This window comes from Mycoplasma sp. Z386 (genome assembly GCF_054343375.1).
Window position 1 is genome coordinate 1 of sequence record NZ_JBTGVC010000006.1, and the last position, 23,032, is coordinate 23,032.

13 protein-coding genes are annotated in these 23,032 nt (G+C 25.1%); 4 read left to right on the plus strand and 9 right to left on the minus strand.

All coding sequences use genetic code 4. The annotated features are described in order from the left end of the window. Nucleotides 1-122: 122 nt before the first annotated feature. The 7 genes from ACXX85_RS01285 to ACXX85_RS01315 are packed head-to-tail and all read right to left on the minus strand — an operon-like array spanning nucleotide 123 to nucleotide 15,059. Nucleotides 123-1,979, minus strand: a complete 1,857-nt coding sequence (locus tag ACXX85_RS01285) for a hypothetical protein (protein WP_436359175.1) — start codon at nucleotides 1,977-1,979, stop codon at nucleotides 123-125. A 3-nt stretch (nucleotides 1,980-1,982) separates the two neighbouring features. After that, a complete protein-coding gene (locus tag ACXX85_RS01290) occupies nucleotides 1,983-3,323 on the minus strand; it encodes an ABC transporter ATP-binding protein (protein WP_458560415.1) in 1,341 nt (446 codons plus the stop codon). Further along, a complete protein-coding gene (locus ACXX85_RS01295) occupies nucleotides 3,301-4,524 on the minus strand; it encodes an ABC transporter ATP-binding protein (RefSeq protein WP_458560416.1) in 1,224 nt (407 codons plus the stop codon). The genes ACXX85_RS01290 and ACXX85_RS01295 overlap by 23 nt, the downstream gene beginning before the upstream one ends. 10 nt (nucleotides 4,525-4,534) lie before the next feature. After that, the gene (locus ACXX85_RS01300; protein ID WP_458560417.1) at nucleotides 4,535-5,563 is read right to left on the minus strand and encodes an ABC transporter permease; all 1,029 of its coding nucleotides are present in this window, start codon (nucleotides 5,561-5,563) and stop codon (nucleotides 4,535-4,537) included. A gap of 1 nt (nucleotide 5,564) precedes the next feature. Then, nucleotides 5,565-6,620, minus strand: a complete 1,056-nt coding sequence (locus tag ACXX85_RS01305; protein ID WP_458559544.1) for an ABC transporter permease — start codon at nucleotides 6,618-6,620, stop codon at nucleotides 5,565-5,567. A 3-nt stretch (nucleotides 6,621-6,623) separates the two neighbouring features. Further along, nucleotides 6,624-9,677: an ABC transporter substrate-binding protein gene (locus ACXX85_RS01310; protein ID WP_458560418.1), complete on the minus strand. Its 3,054-nt coding sequence runs from the start codon at nucleotides 9,675-9,677 to the stop codon at nucleotides 6,624-6,626. Between the two features lie 12 nt (nucleotides 9,678-9,689). Beyond that, a complete protein-coding gene (locus tag ACXX85_RS01315) occupies nucleotides 9,690-15,059 on the minus strand; it encodes a PDxFFG protein (RefSeq protein WP_458560419.1) in 5,370 nt (1,789 codons plus the stop codon). A 387-nt stretch (nucleotides 15,060-15,446) separates the two neighbouring features. On the opposite strand from ACXX85_RS01315, the gene ACXX85_RS01320 reads away from it, so the two are divergent. After that, nucleotides 15,447-16,265 (plus strand): Cof-type HAD-IIB family hydrolase, encoded by an 819-nt coding sequence (locus ACXX85_RS01320; RefSeq protein WP_458560420.1) that lies wholly within the window; start codon nucleotides 15,447-15,449, stop codon nucleotides 16,263-16,265. Between the two features lie 65 nt (nucleotides 16,266-16,330). Here the strand turns inward: ACXX85_RS01320 and ACXX85_RS01325 are convergent, their stop codons facing one another. After that, complete coding sequence (locus ACXX85_RS01325; protein ID WP_458560421.1) at nucleotides 16,331-17,008, minus strand: potassium channel family protein; 678 nt, start codon at nucleotides 17,006-17,008, stop codon at nucleotides 16,331-16,333. Nucleotides 17,009-17,082: 74 nt separating this feature from the next. Here ACXX85_RS01325 and ACXX85_RS01330 point away from each other — a divergent pair, with 74 nt between their 5' ends. From ACXX85_RS01330 to ACXX85_RS01340, 3 genes are read left to right on the plus strand one after another with little or no spacing between them, the layout of a single operon-like run. Continuing rightward, nucleotides 17,083-18,711 carry a potassium transporter TrkG gene (locus tag ACXX85_RS01330; protein ID WP_458557548.1) on the plus strand — a complete coding sequence of 543 codons (1,629 nt, stop codon included), beginning with the start codon at nucleotides 17,083-17,085 and terminating at the stop codon, nucleotides 18,709-18,711. A 12-nt stretch (nucleotides 18,712-18,723) separates the two neighbouring features. Beyond that, complete coding sequence (gene plsY, locus ACXX85_RS01335) at nucleotides 18,724-19,416, plus strand: glycerol-3-phosphate 1-O-acyltransferase PlsY (RefSeq protein ID WP_458560422.1); 693 nt, start codon at nucleotides 18,724-18,726, stop codon at nucleotides 19,414-19,416. 9 nt (nucleotides 19,417-19,425) lie between these two features. Next, nucleotides 19,426-20,217 carry an MAGa3780 family membrane protein gene (locus ACXX85_RS01340; RefSeq protein WP_458560423.1) on the plus strand — a complete coding sequence of 264 codons (792 nt, stop codon included), beginning with the start codon at nucleotides 19,426-19,428 and terminating at the stop codon, nucleotides 20,215-20,217. Between the two features lie 28 nt (nucleotides 20,218-20,245). Here the strand turns inward: ACXX85_RS01340 and ACXX85_RS01345 are convergent, their stop codons facing one another. Beyond that, nucleotides 20,246-23,029: a DUF262 domain-containing protein gene (locus ACXX85_RS01345; RefSeq protein ID WP_458560424.1), complete on the minus strand. Its 2,784-nt coding sequence runs from the start codon at nucleotides 23,027-23,029 to the stop codon at nucleotides 20,246-20,248. Nucleotides 23,030-23,032 lie beyond the last annotated feature (3 nt).

Consider the following 23,032-nt stretch of genomic DNA (forward strand, 5'->3'; position numbering starts at 1 on the left):
TACTTGTCAGGTCTTTCAAATTTTAATAAATTTTGAATAATGTCCTGTTCTCAAGTGATAGTAATTTTATGTTTAATTATTGAATTAAATAAAATAATCGCATTGAATGCGATTATCTTTTATTAAGGATTTAGTTTTTTAGTACCTTCGTATTCTGATTTTAATTCTGATAAATCAGCAGGAATATTTTTTTCTAATTCAGCTTTTCTATCTTTTGATTTCTTAAGAACTTCACCATCTAATGTTTCTCCACTTAAAGCTTCATAAACTTCTGAATAAAAATATCCATCAATTAATGCTTTATCTATTGTATAAAGTAATCTTGAAATTTTTACCTTCAATCCAATGGATATATCTGTTTTTAAAAAGTATTCTTTTGAACCTAAAAAATTAGAATTTAATGTATAAAATTCATCTAATATTTTACTTTTTAATTCAAAAATTTTATTTTTTATTGCTTTATCTTCACTAGTTAATGTATAAGTTCTATCCATAACTGGTAATCCAGAATTAATATATTCTTTTATTTTTCCAGTTCTATATGTTTCTACTTTGTACTCGCCTTTTTTGAATTCTGTAGAAGTTGTGACTTTAGTAGATGGTCTTGGAGATATTGAAAAGAAACCATTTGGATATTTTTTGGCACTATAGTAAAATAATTCTTTAATTTCTTTTTTATCGGGAAATTTGCTACTTTCTTCTTCGTTAGAATATTTTTGTAATTCAATATATGGTTTATATTTTTTAAATTCAATTAAGATATTTTGAGCCAGAACACTTAATTGTTTTTTATCTTTTGCTATTTTTTGAGATTCTGTTTCAAATTCTTTTGATTTTTCAGAATCATATCTATTTAATGTTTTTAATCTAGAATTAACTGTATTTTTTACACTAATTAACTCTATTTGATATTCTTCAATAACTTTATTTAAGAGTAAATCTAATTTTTCAAAAGTTGTAGCTTTTTCTTTTTCTGTTTTTAATGTTTTTTTAATAGATTCTTTATCTATTGTTTCAATTCAAGTAGAAACTAATTCTTTAAATTTATTAATAACTGCTTCATCTGTTTTTGTTAATGAAGATTTAATTTGTTCTATTACTTTAGATATTTCTTCGCCTGTTGAAGAATTAGAAATTTTTGCTTTATAGATATCTTTATCTGAATCATTTTGTAAAAAATCTAAAAATAAACTAAATAAAATTTCATTTCTTTCTTTAAATTCTAATAAATCTTTTTCATATTCTTCATTTAATAAAATTTCAAAATCAAAAGTTTCTGAATATTTTTTAATTTTAGTTAAATCTTCTTTTCATTTAGTTTTTCTTTTTTCTAATTTAAAAGAATTAATTTTATTAGTAAATTCTGATTTTTTTTCTGGATATTTAGTATTTTCGTTTTCTTTATCAATTGTAGCAATTAGTTTTGTTCTGAAATCTATTATTTTTTCTTCATTTGTTAAAGAAGTTAATTCTTCTTTTTTAGTTTTTTGTTCTTGTTCACTTAAAATGGATATTCATTTTGTTTCTATTTCTGATTTTAAACCTTGCAAGTATTCTTTAATTTCTTTTTCAATTTCTTTTAATTTTGAATAATTATCTTTATTGGATAAAGAATTGATTGTTAATTCATTTTTCTTTATAATGTCAGAAATTTTTTCATCAATATCAGTTCTTAGATTTTTATAAAATTCTTCTGTGATTTCAGAAATTTTATTTTGAATTTCATTTGAAATTTCATTTAATTCATCAATTGTTTTTGAATCTTCTATTTTTTTAGTAAATTTTAATTTATCTTCTTCTGATAAAATATCTAATTTTAACTTTTCTTCATTTTTCTTATTAGATAGTTCTTCATTTTCTTTTACTGGTTCTTTTTTTTCAACATTACATGATAAAAAAGAAAGAACAGGTAAAGAAGAAATGGTTGTTAGAGCACTTAATAAAAGTAATTTCTTCTTTTTATTTTGTTGTTGTTTCATATTTTAATATATTCCTTTTTTTCAATTTTCGATCTCTTCTTCTGTTCCAAGAACATAGTGATCGTCATTTATTTTAATTCATTCTGGTTGATTAGTTTCAGAATAATTATGCATATTAATATCATATACATATCCTATTAGACTTCCTTTTTTACCTTCAATTGAAGGAACAGCATCTAATAAACTTTTGGTATAAGGGTGTAATGATTTATTCATTATTTCTTCGGTTTTACCAATTTCAAGAATTCTACCTTTATTCATTACAGCAATACGGTCAGAGATATACTCTACCATTCTTAAATCATGAGCAATGAAAAGAATGGTTAAATTATATTTATCTTTTAAGTCGTTAAAGATATTAACAACTTGTGCTTGAATCGAAACGTCTAAAGCAGAAATTGGTTCATCTGCTACAAGTAATTGTGGTCGTAAAACTACAGCTCTTGAAATTCCAATTCTTTGTTGTTGTCCACCACTAAACTCTAATGGGTATCTTGGTAAAACAGAGTCATCAAGTCCTACTGATTTTAAAATTTCTTTAACAAGTTCACTTCTTGCATCTTTTTCTGAAATTTTGTTTTTCTCTTCTCTTTCTGTTTTATAAAAATTAAGTTTTTCTAAAACTTCAAGATCGTTATTGTTATTTAATTTAGTAGCTAATTGGTTATAAAGAAAATCAAAAGCTAAAGATGAATTTTCTAAAATGTTTAAATCTAATTCTTTTTCAAAAAGTAAATATTCTTTTAAAGAAGCAGAATTTTTAGATTTTAATAAAGCATAAATTTCTTTTTTAACATCTTGATCGAAGTTAAGTAAGTAAATTTCTTTAGCGTTTTTAGCATTGATTAATCCTTCTGACACTACTTTTTCAACAGTGACGTGGGGATTTAAGGAATTAGCTGGATCTTGAAAGATCATTTGTACTTTATTAACTAAAAAGTTTTCTATTTCTTTATAGTTTTTTAAAGCTTTACCTACTTTCAATCCTTTTTGCATTTTTTTAGGTAAAACTTTATCTAATAAAGTAATTTGTCCAAAAGAATAAGGAACAAGACCTACTAAAGATTTTCCGATTGTACTTTTACCAGAACCAGATTCACCTACAAGTCCAAGTACTTCACCTTTATAAATGTTTAAATTTATGTCTGAAACAGCACGAAATGCTTTAGAACCACTTCCGTAAGTAATGTCAACATTACGCATTTTTAAAAGGATTTCTTCGTTATGTTTTGGAGATAACATATCTTCTAATCCTTTTAAATTCTTTCTAACTACTTTAGATTTTACAAAAGGGTTTTTCTTAATGGTATATACTGATTCACTATGATTGTTGTTTGTTTTCATTTAAAAAATCCTTTCATATTTTTAAAATAGTTTTTGGTGGATTGTATTTTGGAGCATTTTTGTCTAAAAGTGCTGATTTAACTCTATGAGTTTCAGAAACAAAGTAAAAATCAGGTTCTACTTCAAAGTCTCTTGCTAAAGCATAATCATTTCTAATTGCAAAAGCATCTCCTTTAATATTGTTTAAATTAGAAGGAACGCTTCCACGAATAGTAGCAAGTCTTTCTCCTTTGTTTAAATCAGGCATACTGAGAATTAATCCTCAAGTATAAGGATGTTGTGGGTATTTAAGAATTTCTGTGGCAAGTCCTTCTTCAATAATTTGACCTGCATACATAATAGAAATATAATCAGCAATGGAAGCAACAACACCTAGATCGTGAGTTATAAAGACAATTGCTAATTTTAGTTTTTCTTGTAAGTTTTTGATAACATCAAGCACAAGCGCTTGTACTGTTGGATCCAGTGCGGTTGTTGGTTCATCCATTACTAAAATTTTAGGTTCAAGTGCAACAATAGCAGCAATTACAACTCTTTGCACCATTCCACCTGACATTTCGTGTGGATATAATTTCATAACTGCTTCTGGATCATTAATTTTTGTTAATTTTAAGAACTCGACAGCTCTTTGGTAGGCTTCTTTTTTGTTTTTAACAATTTTATTTAAAAGCATACCTTCCATAATTTGTGCTCCAACTTTCATAGTTGGGTTTAAAGTAGACATTGGGTTTTGAAACACAGCTGAAACAATTCTGCCTCTAAAGTGAGATTTTTCTCAGTCTTTAAGAGAGAATTTTTCAACATTGTTGTTGTATAGTTTGATTTCACCTGAATCAATAACAGCGTTATTTCCTGGTAATCCGTATAATAAGGATGTGATTACTGATTTACCAGAACCAGATTCACCAATGATTGCATGAACTTTTCCTTCATAAATTTTTAGTGAAGTTCCTCTTAAAACCTTATTTTTTTCTCCGGGTCTTGCAGGGTTTAAAAATGATAGGTGAATATTATTAATTTCAGCAGCAATTTTAAGTTGTTTACCATCTTTAAAAGATTGATATTTTACATTTTTAGAGATTTTATTAAAATCAAATTGACTCTTATTTTTTTTGTTTTTAAAGAATAATTTTACTTTTCTTTTAAGTTTATTTTTCTTTCTTTTTAATCTTGAACGAAGGATTTTTAAATTCTTTTGCATACTGTTTTTCCTATCTTTGTCTTCTTAAAGAGTCTTGAATACTTGAACCAATTAATTGCACACTTGTGGTAATTAAAATTAAGAATGTTGAAGGTACAAAAACATATCTTAAATAATTAGGGAAATCTTTTTGACCATCGGATATTAAGTTTCCTAGTGTTGGAATATCTTCAATAGCAAGACCAATGAATGATAATGAAGTTTCTGATAAAACAACTCCAGGAATTGTAAATACAAGTTGTGTAATTAAAATTGGTAAAATCACTGGTATATAATTTAATAATATTTTATAAGTAGGAGTTCCTAAAACTTTAGAAGCTGAAACTCATTCAAAGTTTTTTGCTCTTTTTACTTGAGCTCTAATTTGGTTTGCCATTCCTGTTCATGAAGTTAAAGAAAGTGAAAGTGCAATAACTCAAAAAGTAGGTTTAGCAACAATAGTAATTAAAATTAAGATTAAGATTGTTGGAACAACAGATAAAATCTTAATTACAAAAGTTAGAAACTTATCAAATTTGTCAAATTGTCCCATCATTATTCCAAAAGTTAATCCTATTATAACTTCAATAAAAGTTACAACAAGAGCTAATAATAGAGAATATCTTAAACCATGTCATAATCTTGCTCAGTAATCTCTTCCAAGATTATCTGTTCCAAAAAAGTGGTAAATTCCTTCTGAATCTGTTTGATTAAAGGTTAATGATCTATTATTAACATCACTAAAATTAGGATCTAATGTGGTAAAAGGTAAAATAAGAGCTAAGATGATTAAGATAAAAATAATCATAAATCCTAAAACTCCAGATGAGTTGTTAGAATAACGATAAACAAATTCTTTAAATTTTTTAGTTTGTGGTTTTAATTGTGAATCTGTGTGATATTCAAAAGCTTTTCCAATAAGTTTTCAAGCTTTATATTCAAATGGTTTTAAAACTGGATTGGGAGCCATTTTTAATGACTCTCTATCAATTTGATCCATTTCTTTTACTTTATTATTTTTATTATTGATTTTTTGTTTAATTTTACTAAAAAGCGACATTCTACGCTCCCTTTCTTCTTATTCTTGGATCAATTACTTCGTATAAAATATCACGAGTAGCATAAGAAATAATTGTTAAGAAAGAGAAAATAATAATCAAGAATAAAATAACATTATAATCTTTAGTTTGAATGGCTTGTAGTAAAGTTGCTCCAGAACCAGAAATAAAGAAGATTTGTTCGATAAACACACTTCCAATAAATGAACCGAAAATAACAGCAGGGAAGAATGTTGCAATTGGGAATAAAGAAGGTTTTAGTGCGTGTTTTCACACAAAACGACTTTTAGATAACCCTTTTAAATAAGCAAATTTTGCATGCACTGAATTTAATTCCCTATTAAGTTCAGTTCTTATGTATTTGATATAAACAATAATGCTTCCAAGCGATAATGCAAGTCCTGGTAAGACGTATGTTAATAAATCTTTGTGATCAAAGATGTAAGGTAAATGAACTAGTCTTCCTAAAAATACTAAAATTAATGCAAAGATAATTGAAGGAACAGAAGAGAAAATACTTACTAATATGGTTGAAACATTATCTAAAATTCCTCCTGGATTTTTTCCAACTCAAATTCCTATAGAAATACCAATAGAAACAGTTAGAAAGACTGAAAAAATACCAACTAAAAAGGATTTATAGAATCTTTCTCAAATAAAGGAATTTATTTCTTGACCTGGGAACAGTGAAAGTGAAATTCCAAAATCACCTTTAAAAATTCCACCTAAATAATTGAAATATCTTTGTCAAATTGGTAAATTGAGTCCATATTTAATTTCAACTGTTTTTCTTGCTGATTCATCAAGTCCTGCTGTTAAAGTATTAGAACCTGGAACAGCGTTTATTAAAAAGAAAGTGATTGTTATAACTATTAAACCAATGATAAAAAACTCTAATATGATTTTTAAAAATCTTCATAAAGTTTTTAAAAAAGGAGAATCAATTGCTAAAAGTTTATCTTTTAATGTTAGTTTTTTATTTCTACTGTGAGTAAAATAAACTAAATTATCATCATAATAAACAGTTTTATTATTTTCTTTTTTCTTTATAAATTCCATATTTTAGTCTCTCTTTCTTGGTAATCCAGCAATTGGTGGATTAGTATAGTCATAAGCATATTGTAAAGCAAAGGTGTATAGTGAACTAACTCCTGCAATTTTGGTAATTTCTCAGTTAGTATCAACTTCCATTAGCGGAACTACAAAAGCACCATCTCTTATTATTTTTTCTAATTCTCCTATGAAAACATAAACATATTCTTGTGTTCATCCTTGATGTAGTTCATCGGTTGTAAAGTTTCCTGAAAAGAATGCAGCAATTCTATCTGAATAAGTGCTTCTATTTTCTGTATTTGTTTGTAAAGCAAGTTCTATAAATTTGTTTCAAAAATCAAATTTAACTTTAGAAATATCAATACTTTGATTAAAAGCAAGTCTAGTTTTTGTATCGTTAGTTAACTTAGCTATTTGTTCAACTGTCATTTCATTAGTAATTAAATTAATGTACATTCTTTTTAATCTTCCATATTTAATGTTTTGGTTTCTAGTTAAAAAATATTCTAAAGCATTTTTAGTAAATTTAACATTATAAACACTTTTATGTTCTGATTTTTCTAACTCTTTAGCAACTTGTTCTGCATATTTATTACTAAAACTAGAAATTTCTAAATTGCTAATGGAATCTTTATTGTTTAGTTTATTAAATTCTTCACTAATGTTATTATTAATATATTGTTGAATTTTTTGAAGATATACATTTAAAGCTTGTGTAATTTTTTCCCTGTTATTTCCTTTATAATCGGATTTTTCTAACACTAAATCAGCTATGTATTCTGCATAAGTATATGAACCAACCGGATTGTCTTTGAAAGCAATATTTTTTTGTGATATAGAATCAATTTCATCAGTAAAGAAGAATACAGAAACATAATCTTGAGCACCACTTCCACCAATTTTGTCATAATTTTGATAAATTATGTCATATTTACCTTCTTCTATAAAGGAAGCAAAGGTGTTTTCAGGAAGACTTTTAATTTCTAAATCCACATAACCATTGAAAGCTTTGTTTAAAGATTCTTTTAAAAATAAACCTGCTTTTTTCTGTTCATCTGATGAGTTATTTAAAAATGTTAAGTACACTTTTTGTAGATTTGGATGTTTTGCTTTGAAACGTTCTATATAGTATTTTGCTGTATTAACGTCATAAGCAAGATCGCCTCTAACAGTTTTTTCAAAGGTGTAACCTTTTGATAAATGCACTAAAAAGTCATAATTTAAAAGGTTAAATTCTTTTTTGTTTTTAGCTTTTGAATTTAAATCACTAAAGTAGGTTTCAATATTTTTTCCATCAAAAGTTCTGTATTGTCCATATGAAGTTCAAGTATTTACAGGGAAAGAGAAATCTCAACCAACAAATTTAATTGCATCTTCTCTATTTACAGCATAATAAATTGCATTTCTTAAATCTTGATCTTGAATGTAACTAGATGCATTTGTTTCATTATCTAAGTTAAATCCAAAAGCGATTGTTCCATAACCTTGATTTTTATTTAAATATTGTTTATATTCTTCATTTGATCAATACTTATTAATTTTGGAAGCTGGAATGTATGTTTGTGAAACATAACCATCTTCAAAAAAGGTTGCATTAGTATTTCTATCGGTTGAAAAATAAATTTTTATTTTGTTAGTAATGGTATTTTTAGCATCATAATAGTCTTTATTTTTTTCTAAAACTATTTGTCCTTGTGGTCCTAAAATAATATCATCTTTATTCATATTGAAAGGTCCGCTTGTTAAAAATTGTTTAGTATCTGAACCGAATTTATCAATTCCACCAGCAACAGTTTCAATATATTTTCTATTTGCTGGATATAAATTCATAAAAATATTTTGAAGTAAATAACTTAAGTTGGGAGTTTTATTTTCATCAAAAATTGCAGTAAAACTGTTTTCACTATTTGCAATTTGATTATATTTAGTTTTTATTTTGTTATCTGAAAGTGAAAATTCTTGATAAGGATTAACAAAAGGATTCGCTACTAAAGTCACTGTTTTAAACTTATCTGCTTCTTTAGTTGCATTTGCATCTACTAAAATTTTAAAAGTTTGATTATCTTTTTTATCTTTATTTGGAATAAAGAAAGAAGGATTATGTTCTAAGTTTTTTTCAATTTCTTCGTTAGTATAATCTAAAAATAATTGACCTGTGTAAAATCCAAAATCAAGAGCTGCTGCTTTAATTTCTTCAATTTCTTTTGTATCTAAAGGTTCGCCATTTTCGTTTTTGATTTGAGATTCTCAAACTTTTTGATTTGGATCTTGAATTCACTCTTTTTTATCATTTAAAATGTATTTTCTACGACCTCAAGGATTTTTATAATTCTCATTAAACTTTTGTAAATAGTCTTTTTGAGCATTAATAAATCTTTCAGCACTTCTAAAACCATATTTTTTAACTTGATCTAGTCTTTGTGAACCGGTGTTTAAGTCTAAAATATATTCTAGATAATCTCTTAAATCTTGAGCATTTATAACATCGTTATTACTTCATAAATTTTGTTTATTGTTTAAAGATCCTGTAAAAGCAAAATAGTTATTTGAGTTTTTAGGACTTCTAAAACCATAAATTGATGCTCCTCTTCTTAAATCACCTAAAGATCCTTTACCAAGACCACCAACAAACCCAAAGTCAGCTAATCTTAAAAATGATCCAGTAACTCTTCCATAACCATCAGTTTGCTCTAATTCTCCTTTATTTTTAAAGAAATCATTGAAATTATTAGAATCATTACCATTAGCATCTTTAGTATTACTTGTATCAATCATAACCATATTAAAATCATTAACACGAATAATTGACTTTAAACTAGAAGTGGGCCCTGATTTAACAAAAGGATCAATTAAAGCAGGTAAAATTTTGTCCATTGATTTATATCTAATGTAGTTTAAGTTGTTAATTGGTTCAGTTGCTAAACCAAAGTCGTAATTTTTCTTACTTACTGTTGAAGAATGTTGATTTTCATTATTTGTTGAACAAGAAATAATAGATAAACTTAAAGTTGATGATAAAACTAAACCAGAAATTAATAGGTTCTTCTTAATTTTTTTTCTCATATTTCTCCTTTATTATCCTGTTATATTGAACTGGAAGTCAATATCTATTATTGCTTTATTTTCTTTTGTTTTATCTTTGTAAATTTTTATTGAAGATTGTGTATCGGTTTTTCCGTTTTCAGAAATTACTTCTAAATCACCAAGTGCTAATTCTTCGACAAATTCGTTATTTTCATCAACAAATTCCACAAAGTATTTGTGTTTTGGTTTTAGCAAGGTATCACGATATTTAGCCATAATTGCATAGTCTGAAACTCATGAAGAATAACCTAAGTCAGATAAAGTAACTTTAGAACTTTCATCTCCTTGTTTTGATAAATAAAATAAATTATTTGTATCTTTAAAATTAACATCTAGATATTTAATTTCTTTTGTAATAACATCAGTAAATCTAATTTTTTTGATTTTATTTGCTTTTTCATTTTTTACAAAACCATAAAGAACAACAGCATCTTTTTCTTTATTTCTAAATAATCCTGAAATGTTTCTACTTCCTACTCCGTAGTTTAAAATTTGAGAGACAAAGAATGCTTTTGCTCTTGTATTAATTTTATTTCCATCAAAGTCTTTTAATCTAATTGAATCATCCACTATTTCATTTCTATTTTCATCATATAACTCTAAACCAATTTTTTCTTTTTCAACTGTATCTTTGAAATATCCATTATTTCTTGTAATGAATCTTCCAAAATAAGAAGAAGTTCTATCTTCATTTCTTGGTGAGAAGGTAGTTCTAGAAATGTATGAACCATAAACTTTGTTTTTAATGTCAATAACTTTTTTGAATCTTTTATTTGTTAAGTCACTATTTTGCTCATTAATTTTGTTAATTTGTTCTCTTAATTTTTCTATTAATTTTTTACCTTCTTCTTCTTTATCTCCTGTGTAAGTTGTTGCTATTATTAAAATTTGTTCTACAAAAGACTTAGCCAAATCTTTTAATCTATCTATTTGATTTGAAATTTCAACATAAGTATCTTTTGTTTTTGGTAAATATTCTTCGAATTTTAATGATCTCCCAGCTTGAGTAATACTTGAAGAAGAGTTGTTAAAATTATTTTTTCTGTCATTTCAAATTTTTAATTTAGTTGCATCGACAATATAGTCTAAACCAGTAGTTGCTTCATTTAAATTACTCAAATATCCAGGTAGATTACCAAAATCTTTAAAACTTGGAACATAAGTTGTTTGTACATAATCTCTTGTTAAAGTTTCAGCAATGTTGTAAATATAATCTGTAAATTTATCACCAATAGATGCTTCAACTCTGGAAAGATTATAGTTAAGAACATCAGAACTTGGTTGCCCGCTATTGAATTCATTAAAGATGACATCACCTAAAGTTATTTGATTGATTAGCCCATTGTTATTTCAAGTTATAATATTTCCTACAAGTAAATATAAATCTTGAGAATTAACATTAGCTAATATTTGATCAATATTTTCTTGTTTACCTAAAATTTTAGTAACGTATTCTTTTAAAATTGTTTGCAATTTATTTGCATCATATTTTATATATTGTTCATCTTTTGAATATTTACTTAAATCATAAACAAGACCCGTTTTAAATGAAGAACTTAAAAAGGAAATTCCGTATTTTTCTGAAAAAATAGCTTTATTTTGTTCTAATTCAGTTAGTGGATTAAAGTCTTTAATTGCTAAAAAGTAATGACTTTTTCTAAATCTAAACATCATTTCATTAGCAATTACTTGATCATCGCCATTTTGAATCATTTCTTTTGTTTTAGCACTTTCAGCAGAACTTTTTAGTAATTCTTCTTTAAATTTATTTAGATCAAATTTAGTTTTAACATAATCAATATTTCAGTTAAATACTGCACTTTCTTTGCCTGTTGCAACATCTTTAGTTACAGAAACTAAAGTTGCTTTGGAATAATCTAATGAAGCAAATTCAAAGAAGTTTTTAAAGTTATTAAATACAACAGTATTATATTCAGTTGCAGTTGTAGAAATGTTTAGTTTTTCTAATGAAGAATTGAATGCTTCATAAAGGGAAATTCCGTTTCTTTTGTCATCAAAAATGTTATCTTTAGTATTAAATCCAATTTTTGTTATTAATTTAGCTAATTCAGCATCATTATTTTTAGTAAAAGCATCATTGATAGCAACGTGATCTGATACTTTATTTTGATCGTTTATAAAGACAAAATCAGCACTTTGTAATATATTGGTTGAACCTAAAATTCTTGTTCCTTCTCTTGCAAAAACCATTAAAGGATTAACTTGTAATTTTCCTTCAAGATTAAGTTCAAATCGTTCAAGAGTGTTTTTTAAGTTAGATTCAATATTACTTGTATAAACACTTGTTAAAAATCTTGATTCTGCTCTTGCTACATTCGGGAAAGTGAAACGAACATCACCGGAATAATTGTCTCCATTTTTAGTAACAAAACTTAAAACATTGGTTAATTGTCCTTCATAACCACGATTTGAATTAATTAAATCAACAAAAGCTTTTGCTCCTTTTAAAGTGTCTTTAATTTGGTTTGCAAGTGAATCTGAACTATTTAAAGCAAAGTATTCTTTTGCTTTTCTTGGGTTATTTTCAGCTGTTACTACGTTGTATTCAGGATTTAGTTCATCATTTGCACTTCTGTTAATAATGTTATTTGCAATATTATCAGTATCATATGCATTTAAAACATTTCTAAGATTTGGAGAAACAACTCCACCAAGTGAAGAACTTAAATCATTTCATCCACTTTGAGAGAATCTTCTAATTACTGCATTTTCAATCGCTGTTTTAATTTCCTGTGTTTTTGCTGTTATAAAGTCTAATGTAGCTTTATCAAGTGGTTCGTTTAAAGGAACATTAATAACAGGAGAACCATCATTGTTAAACATTTTAATTTCTCTTGCATAAGTGATAGTTTGATTGTTTTCTTTCACTTCTTCTAATTTAACAACTTCTAAAGTAAAATCAGTTTCTGCAGCATTTAAAGTTACTATTTCTGAAAGTTTTTTCCCTTTACCATCTTTAAGTTCGCTAAGAATATTTTTTAGAGAAATTTCTTCTAATTTATATACTTGTTTTTTAGTTCCATTAACATCAGTTTCTTTTTTAGCAAATGCTTTGGTGTTTCCTGTAATAAATGGGTTTAAAGTTCCTGAATTTTCATCAAAGGAATTAGCTAAAAATAAATCTTTAAGATCAACTTTTCTTTCTTTAGCAGCTTCCATAAGACCTTCAAAAGTTTGTAAAAATCTTCTTTTGGTATTTTTTGCTACTTCAAAAATACTTGCTTTTGGATTTGCATCTCCTCAAATTTCATCATCAGTTTCTAAATGTTCTACACCATCTTTTTGTAAGTATTTAAATCTTACATATTCACCTTTTGCAGAAGGTTTTCCTAATGCGTTTACTCTTTCTATAGATAAATTAGTTCTTGCAAGTAAGTAATTTTCTAAACCTTTGTATGAATAGTATGAAGAAATGTTAATTCCACCTCTTGTTGATAATCCACCAACAATTAAAGCATTTTCATTATTATTTAAAGCTTGATTTTGCTCTAAAGTAAAGTGGTGTCCGTATTCATGGGCTGTTACGTATTTTAAAAAGTCAATGGAAATACCTTTAAAGTTTTCTATAGTAGCACCTAAAACTAAAGGTAAACCGATTCTATCAGTGTGTTGTAATCCGTAATATTCTCCATCAGTAAGAGAATATTCATAATATCCTTTTTCATTCAGTTTTTTCTGTATATGTGGTCCAAATTGTCTTTTTAATAAGTGTGGATATTTTTTAGTTACTTTTTCAATTAATCCATTATAAGTTTCATAATAAACTTGGTAATTTCTTGAATCCATTCCTTTTAATTCTTTACCATTTTCATCTTTTATTCCTAAATTTTCTGGACCGTATGAAATGGTAATAGGATTAATTGAACCTTGATAACCAATTGCTTCTTTAAATTCAATAAATTGTTCATGAGCAGCATCTGACATATTTTTAGATTCATAAATTAAAGTTTCATCTTGGTTATTATTACTTAAAGTAATGTGTAATTTTCCATCAATAACTTCTAATTTTTTAACTGTATATTCTTTTAAGTTACTTTTAATTTCATCACTTAAAGAAGCATAGTTTTTAAGTGCATCATTATTATTTAATGCTTCTATTTTATTTTTATAGAAAAAGGTTTTTCCTTCATTTATAAATTTATAAAGTTTTTTATTTTCATATGCTTTTACGTCATAAAAATCTAAAAAGTGTACAATTTGAGAATCAATAGTTTCTTTTAATAATTCATAAATTAAAAGTCATTTATTGCTAATTTCTCCTTCTGACATTCTAAAGTTTACAACTTCATTTTTAGATGAATTTAGCACTTTTAAACCTAAAGCTAAAATTGGATTGCTATCATTTAATTCAGAAGAAATAGTTAATATTTGAACTTTTTCAAGAGCTGAAAAAGCAATATTTTCCTTTTCTAAAGAGTGCTTTTTAAGTAATTCTTTAAATTGCTGTTCACTAATATCTTTATCAAAAAGTAAGGTTCCTCTTCCGTTTTCACCTTCTTCACGATTTATATACGCTAAAAACTCTTTATCTTTTAATTTAGAAGGAATATTTAAAGAGAGAAAGGCGTTATCATTAGCATTATGAGCAATTGAATTTTTAATAGCACTTGCTAAAGGTATGCTTTGTAAAAAAGTATCAACTGTCTTTTTATTTTCAAGATTTCTAAATGCTAAATAAGTTAGAGAATCAGAAGCATTTCCTGAACCTGAAAGTTCTGAATATAAAGGCATTGAACCGAAAAATGCATCAGGGAAAAATTTAATTTCACTAACTTCTTTATTTAAAGTAGTATGGGAACCTAAAGTAATAGCATTACCATTTTGCTCTACTCCCGGAACTAATCTAAAACTTTCAAGAGTAACTAAATCAGGCCCTCAAGATACATTTTTGAAGAATCATTTTGTAAATTCAATAAACTGCTCTGGTTGCACTGCTAAAACGTATTCATCATAAAAACTAAATGAACCATATTTAACTTCTAAAATAAAGCTTTCTTCATATTTTTGATAGTATTTTTTAAAAAATGTATCAAAATCGTATTTTTCTTTTGGATTTTCTTTAAATCAAAATTCTGTTCCATTTTCATTTAAAAATGCAATGTCTTTTTTCTTTAAAGGATCTTTGATTGCTAAAATAGGTTTTAAATTCCTATTTTCATCATAAATTTTTGAATAATCATTTTTTAAATCTTCTTTACTTAAATTAGAATTAGATCCATTTACTTCATCTGAAAGATAACTGTGCAGAAAAACACCACCGATTGCAGCCGTTGAACCTCCTATAATAATTCCAGCAGAAATTAATACTTTAGCAGTTAAACTCAATTTCTTTTTTAACATTTTTTCTCTCTTTCTTTTTCTCAAAAATAAAATCTTTATTAAAAATCAGAACCCTAATTTCTAATAAAGATTTTATTAATATTTAATTTAAAATTATGTGTATTATAAATTCATTAATAATATTTTTACAGAAATTAACCATATAAATAAACATTAGTATTTTTTTTGCCAAAAAATACTTTTTTCATCGCAATAGTTTTTAATGAACGTTTATTCATGATAAATTCCTTTCTTTTATATTAATATGTTAAATTATACACTTTTTTTACAATTTTCCAAGTTTTTGCCAAAATTTCTTATAAAATAAAAATAATTAATAATTCAAAAAAATAAAAAAGTTTTATATATCTTGAATTTAAAAGCATAAAAAGTATATAATTGAAAAGTATGATAAAGAAAATGATTTGTTATTCAGACGTAGATGGAACCATCTATGGAAGAGACTTTAAAGTTTCATCAGAAACTAAAGATGATATTTTAAAATTTATTAAAAACGGGGGAGAATTTGTTATTTCAACAGGAAATCCAGCTTTTGAAAGACATCAAAATCTTGCAGATGAATTATCAATAAGATATTTAATTACTTCAAATGGAGCAGGAATTTTCGACAACAAAGAAAAAAAATATATTTATTTAAATCCTTTTCCTATTGAAATACAAGAAAAAATTTTCAATTTAGCAAAAAAATATAATGCACAAGTAAATTTTTGAAACGATAAAAACTATTTTAGTTTTAATTCTAAAGAAGAATATAACTATAGTTATGATTATTCTTTATATTCAAGAGATCGAGTTATTAATAGTTCTCAAAGTGAAAAAAATATTGTTAAAATTGAAGTTTTTGGAAATGAAAATGACATTTTAGTAATCTATAATGAAATCAAAAACTTACCTATTAATGTTGTATTTATGAGAAAAAATCATTTAGAAATCACAAATTTTGGTTCTTCCAAAGGTAATGCAGCTAAATGATTTAGTCAAAATCTCTATGATGAAGATGTTAAAAATGCAATGACAATCGGAGATAGCCCTAATGACTGGTCAATGTTAGAAATTAGTGATTTTTCCTATGCAATGGAAAATGGAACTGATCAAACAAGAGAAAAAACTAAATTTTACACAGCAACTTGTATGCAAAATGGAGTAGGATTAGCACTTAGAGATTATATGGATAGAGTTAAATCCAAAAATAATTCCAACTCTTAATTTTTTGGATTAAAAACCGTTTATGCCTATTTTAAGCAGATAAACGGTTTTTTTATTACTAAGAATTATTTATTTTCTTCCTGACTTGAAATCATTTCAAAAACTCTTGTGACATCATCGATTTTACCAATAAAAGTAATTAAATCTTCTTTTAATAATTTAAAATTTCCATCCGGTAAATAAGAATTATTTTTTCTTTTAACCATAACTGCAATTACGTTTAATGCAGTGAAATTAGTTTTCTTTAAAGTTAAACCATCATAACTATCAGCAGTTAAAACAGCAGAACCAACAACATAACCATCTCCTAATTCTTGCAAGTCATTAGTATATTTAATAAAGCTTTTATTTGTAGCAAATAAAGCTGTTCTAACTCCTGCTTCTTCTTCTGGTCTAATAATCATTTGAATACCAATTTTTTGTAAAACGCGAGCGTGTCTGTGACTATTAGCTCTTGCAATAATGTTTTTTACTTTTAGTTCTAAAAGTGCTGCAATTATTTCAATATTTTCTGATAAAGCCACAATGACTGTATCGATGTTTCCAACTCCAAGAGCTTCTAAAGCTTTTAAATCAGCTGCATCAGCAACATAGTTAGCTACAGTGTAATCTTTTATGGAAATTAAATTTCTTTCTTCTCTATCAATTGCAACAACTTCTTTATTTAATTTTGAAAGTTGTGTGATAACAGATTGACCAAATCTTCCAGCACCAATTACACAAATTCCGTTATTTTTTCTCATTTTTCTCCTTAAATGTAATTTTAAATTAAAATAATTTTACTATTTTTGTAATTATTATTATAAAATAAAATAATATGAAAAGAAACAATAAAAGAATTTTTTCAAAAAAAACAAAAAAATTGAATAAATTTAAATGAATCCATTTGTGAAATGCTCTTGGGAATTTAAGATCTAAATTCAACAAAAAAGTTGGAAAAATTAGGTACTTATTTCTTATTTACATAATAATAACCATTACTGGTTCATTATTATTGTATTGAAACGTTTCGCAAACAGAACCAGGTTCTGTTTCCTATGTAGATGCTTTATTTACTTCAGCATCCGCTTTTAGTGATACAGGACTTGTAACTAAAGCAACTCATAGCACGTGAACGATGTTTGGGCAAGCTGTAATTGCAATTTTGATTTTAATAGGGGGAATTGGGGTTTTTGCTATTAAAGTCTATATCTTTAATTATATTTTTGGACTCAAGCTAGGAATCTTTTCAAGAGATGTGCTAGCTTTAGAAAGAAGTTCTAATAATATGGGAGATATTAAAAAGGTAATTTTAGTTTCTGTAACAATAATGTTTACTGTTTTAGTGATTTCTTCCTTTGGATTAACTTTTCTTTTTTACTATAGCAAAGGCGATTTTGCTATAGATACAGAATTCAATAATCCTTATCATAACTTTAATTTATCTTTAAGATTTGCGATATTTCACTCTATAACCGCTTTAAATAACGCAGGATTTGATATTATTGGTGATAACTCACTTGCGCCTTATTATAGCAATCATCTTTTACAAGTATGATTACTACTATTATTTATTATTGGTGGAATTGGTTATCCAGTTGTTTATGATTTTTATAAATACTTTTATTGTCTTATTACCAAAAGAAAAAGACACAAATTCTCTTTATTTTCAAAAATTTCGTTAGTAACTTATTTTGCTGTTGCAATTATTGGGGTTGCACTCGTGCTTTGTTTTGAACTTCTAAGCAAAGATCAATCTAGTTTTTGAAATCTTAGTCAATCCGATCCTACTTATTGAGGTAAAACAAGTACAATAGGTTATAGTTATGGAACACACTTTGATAAAGTCTTTGCAATTATCTTTACTTCTTTTTCTACAAGAAGCGCAGGATATGCTACATTTGATCTTTATAATTTAACTGATACATCACTTGGAATTCTTTCTATCTTGATGTTTATTGGAGCTGCACCTTCTTCAACAGGTGGGGGAATTCGTTCAACAACACTTGCAATTATTTTATTAAATTTAATTTCCAAAATGCGTGGAAAAAATTCCACTCATATGTTTAAAAGAAAAATAAAAGATGAAACTGTAAATCAATCTTCTGTCGTATTAATTATTTCAATTTTGCTTAATTTAATAGTTTTTTTATTTTTAACAACATCATTTAATACATTTGGTGGTAAAATTCCATGAGACAACACAACCATAAGTACTGCTGTAAGTGAAAGTTCAGGAAGAACATATGGAGTTATTAATGTTCTTTTTGAAATCACTTCAGCCTTTGGAACAACAGGATTGTCTACAGGAATTACAAGTCATTTAAATTCCATTAGTAAAATTGCTTTAATATTCATTATGTTTGTAGGGCAACTTGGAATATCTTCCACAATTTTGATTTGAGGAAGTCACAATCACAAGTTTTCAAAATATGAATATATTGAAGAAGATGTTACAATTGGATAACAAGGAGGTATAATGACATTTAACATCATCATAACTAATTTTATTGCTTTAATTATCGGTTATATAATTGGTTCTGTGAACATTTCGATTATTTTTAGCAGGACAAAAAGAAAAGAAGATATTCGCGATAGAGGTTCTAAAAATGCAGGTTCTACAAACGCCTTAAGAGTTTATGGAGCTAAAATAGCACTTCCAATCTTTATTTTTGACATATTCAAAGCTTATATAACAGTCATAATTGCTTGAATAATACATTCACAAATTCAAAGCTCACCAATTTATGATACATCACTTAAATACTTAATTCCGCAAATAGCGGGTTTAGGAGTGATTATTGGTCATATATGGCCAATCTTTTTTAAATTTAAAGGTGGAAAAGGAGCAGCAAGCTTACTTGGTTTATTCTTTGGTTATAATTTAGTAATTGTAGCAATTGGTGTAATTATTTTTATAACAGTTGTATACTTTACAAGATATATTTCAGTAGGTTCAATTTTTGTTCCTTTAATTTTAATAGGTTTATCTTTTATTCCTTGATTTGCCCTTGGACAGTTATCTTGATTTAACTGAAAAATATATCCAGATTTATATTGAATAAATCCATTAATAATCTTGATTTCCCATATTTTTGTTATTTATTCACATAAGTCTAATATCAAAAGACTTATTAACAAAAACGAAAATAAATTTAAATTTAAAAAATAAAGGAGAATAATGAAAAAACATTATTTAAAAAACATGATTAGTTCAAAAAGTTTACCCTTTTTAATAATGGGGCTTTTTATTCTATTAACTTCAACAATTTTTTTAATTATTGAAATGGCAAAATTTAGTCCATCAGTTGCACAGGTAGGAAAAGCAATAAAAATGCAAGTAATTTTTAAAAATGCAAGTTCTTTAATTTACTTTACATATCAAAGTAATTTCTTATTAGGAGTAGTTTTAATTCTTTTAGCAGCAAATAGAAAAAGTACTAAAATTAAAAGATGATTATTTGCAGCAACAACTTTAATTACCATTACTTTTATAATTTACTGAGCACTAATTTCCTATACTAATGATTGAACTAATGTATATGGAAGCATTGTTTCATTAATTACCCATTTAATTAATCCAATTCTTGGTTTTATTGCTTTATTTTTAATAAGAAAATCATTAACTATTGACAATAAACTTTTATTCCATACTTCATTATATGTTTTTGGTTACTTCTTATTTGCTTTTATTTTATATTTTGCTTCATATGCATATTATGCAAAAGAATATAATGATGGAGTAGTTATATATACTTTCTTAAATTTCACTAAACCTTTCTTTTATAAAGGCGGAAATATTGCAGTAGTAATATTTTTAGATATATTAATGTTTATTATTGCTTTATTCATTCCAATGACTTTAGGTTTATTTTGAAAAGCAGTATATCGAATTTCCTATAATAAAAATAATTGCTATTTAAAGGATTTAAAAAGAAAAATAAAGGATAAAAGTTATAAAACTAATAACTAATTAAAAATTCAATAAAGAAAACTCACTACTAATCTAGTGAGTTTTCTATTTCTTTATTATCACTTTCTTCATTGAATATATCAAAATAAATTTTAAATATTTGTTTGGTTCGTTCTTCAATAATTTCTTGAGTTTCATTTGGTTTATTTAAAAAAGTTAAATAAATATCCTTACCTGGTCTTAGTAGTGTTGTTTCTTCTTTATTATTTTTATCGGTGATTGAATAACCTTTAAAACTATAATTTGAATCACTTATTCTAAAGTCATTAATTGCTATTTTTTGTTTTTTTTGTAAATTATTTTGTAAAGAAGAGTTATCCACTTTTGTTAGTAAAATTCCATTACCAAGCTGTTGTATATTTTTATTTATATCATTATTATTTTCGTTATCTTTTAAAAGAGATTGAGGTATTGCGTGTTCATAAGAATAATCATCATCATAATTAATAAAATTATTTTTGTTAGCATCACTATTGTAAGTGTTTTTTAATCCATTAGAAAAATGTGCCATTATTCTTCTTAAAATTATAAATTTTTCATTATTATTTTCTGTTCATCCTCTATTTTTGAATTCATTTTCCATTTGACTGTCTTTTACAATACTTGTTCATTTAGAAGAGAAATCTGAAAATTGCAACTGTTGATTTAATTCTTTTAAAACGTTTTTAAATTTTTCTATTTTGTCTTCTTTTGATGTATCTTGATTTTCTAATATTTCCAAAATTTTCTCTGCAAATTCTATTAAATATTTTCTACCTCAATGTTTATCAAAATGGAATCAAGTTCAATTTAATGATAACTTTTCAAGTTCATATAATAATTGACTAACTAATTTTAAATTCTCTGTATTACCATCGAATATTTTTAGAGATTTAATTATAACGAATATAGGATAAACAAAAATATCTTTAGTTGATTTTCTTGTTATATGTCTTATTTGTTCTCTAATAAAATTTAAATTTTTTAAACTATCTTTTAATTGATCTAAAAAATTAGTATATCTTATATTATCATTTGAAACAGAGTTATTTTGCAAGTTTGTTTTTATTGTATCTATATATATTTTTTTATTTTCTGTTTTTTTTATATCTATATCTAATTTTTTATTTATAATAAATTCAAATATGATAAAGTCTTTTAATAAAATTTCCAACAATAGTTCAGAATAATTTTCATTACTTTTTTTATTTTCTAAAATTTTATCTAAAATGTCAGAAAAGATTTTTTCTTGATAAACTAAACTATTTGAATTTTTTTCTTGTTTATATTTTATTTTATAAAACACTTTTAAAGAATATAGAAATTTTTCTAATAATTCTTTTATAGTTTTATTTTCTTTTTTATTTTCATATCTAAAATATAAATTTCAAGTATTTTCATATATTTTTATACTATCTTCAACAAATTTATCTTCTTCTTTTTCTTTTGGTTCTAACTTTAAATATAAATCATTTTTGAAAATATCTAAAATCTCTAAAGGTTTTGTGTATAAATTGATATTTTTAAATATATTGCTTGTTTCAAAAAAATCTGAAAGTTTTATTTGTGTTAAATTTAATGCTATTTTAGTTAGGAAAAAATCAATTACTTTTTTAATTTCTTTTATTTCTTTATTTTTATATTTATCTTCAATTCATTCACAAATTCAACTAAAGGCATTTTTTATATGATTATTTTCATCTTTTGTTCATTTTACTAATATTTTTGCTAAAACAGAAAGTGAATTGTTTTGATTTTCTTCACTTTCATCTGAAAAATTTAAAAAAGAAAGATTTATTTTATTAGCATCATCTGAGTTTTCTAATTTAGCTGCTTTATATGAATATAACTTAGCAAAAGCAATTAAAATTAAGAAAAAAGTTATACTTCTTTGCTGACCATCAATTATATTCAAACAATCATCATCATCTCTAGTTAATATTATATTATTTAAGAAGATTTTGATGAACTCTGGTTTATCTGTATTATCTGAATTATTACTCTTATAAATCATTTCTAATAGTGCTATTATATTGTCTTTATCTCAAGAATAATCCCTTTGAAAAATAGGTATTCTTATTTTTCGTTTTGAATAATATGATAAATATTCTTTTATATTAATAAAATTTGAAATGATTCCTTTTTTATTTATTTCTTTAAATTCTATATCTTTAGGTTTATTCTCTTTAGAATTTAAAAATTTTCAATATTTTTCATCTAATGGATTAATTTTTATTCAATCAATTTCTTGAACTGTCTTTTCGATTTTTTCACTTGTATTTGATTTTATTATAGAATCATCAGATTTTAATTGTTCTAAAAAGTCTTTTAAAATTGTTGTTCCTTTATCATTTTGCTCTTTAATAATGGTATTTCAAAATCTTAAAGAAAAATCATCCTTATCTCTTGGTTCATTATTTTGAGCAATTAAATCATTTATATAATTTTTAAATTCTTTTTCTTCAATTGATTTTAATAATTTAGAATTAATTTTATATTTTGAAACATTTTTTTCTTGTTGTTCTAATTCAATAATCATTTTTAAAGCAATTAATGGAATTTTATATCTTTGAAAAGTATTATCTCAATAAATATTTTTATTATTAAAGTTTTTGTTTTTTATTTTAAGTTGTTTATCTGGAATTCTTTCAATATAAAATTTTATTTTTGAGTTTGCTTTATCTATTTTTATTTTTTCAGTAACTAAAATATCTTCTTCTGTAACTTGTAATTCTCATAGTCTTTTAAAAAATAAATAAAGATCTTCTAGTAAAGTTTTTGTTCCACCACTAAGAGATCATTTTGTTAATAATTTAATTTGATTTTCTTCCATATT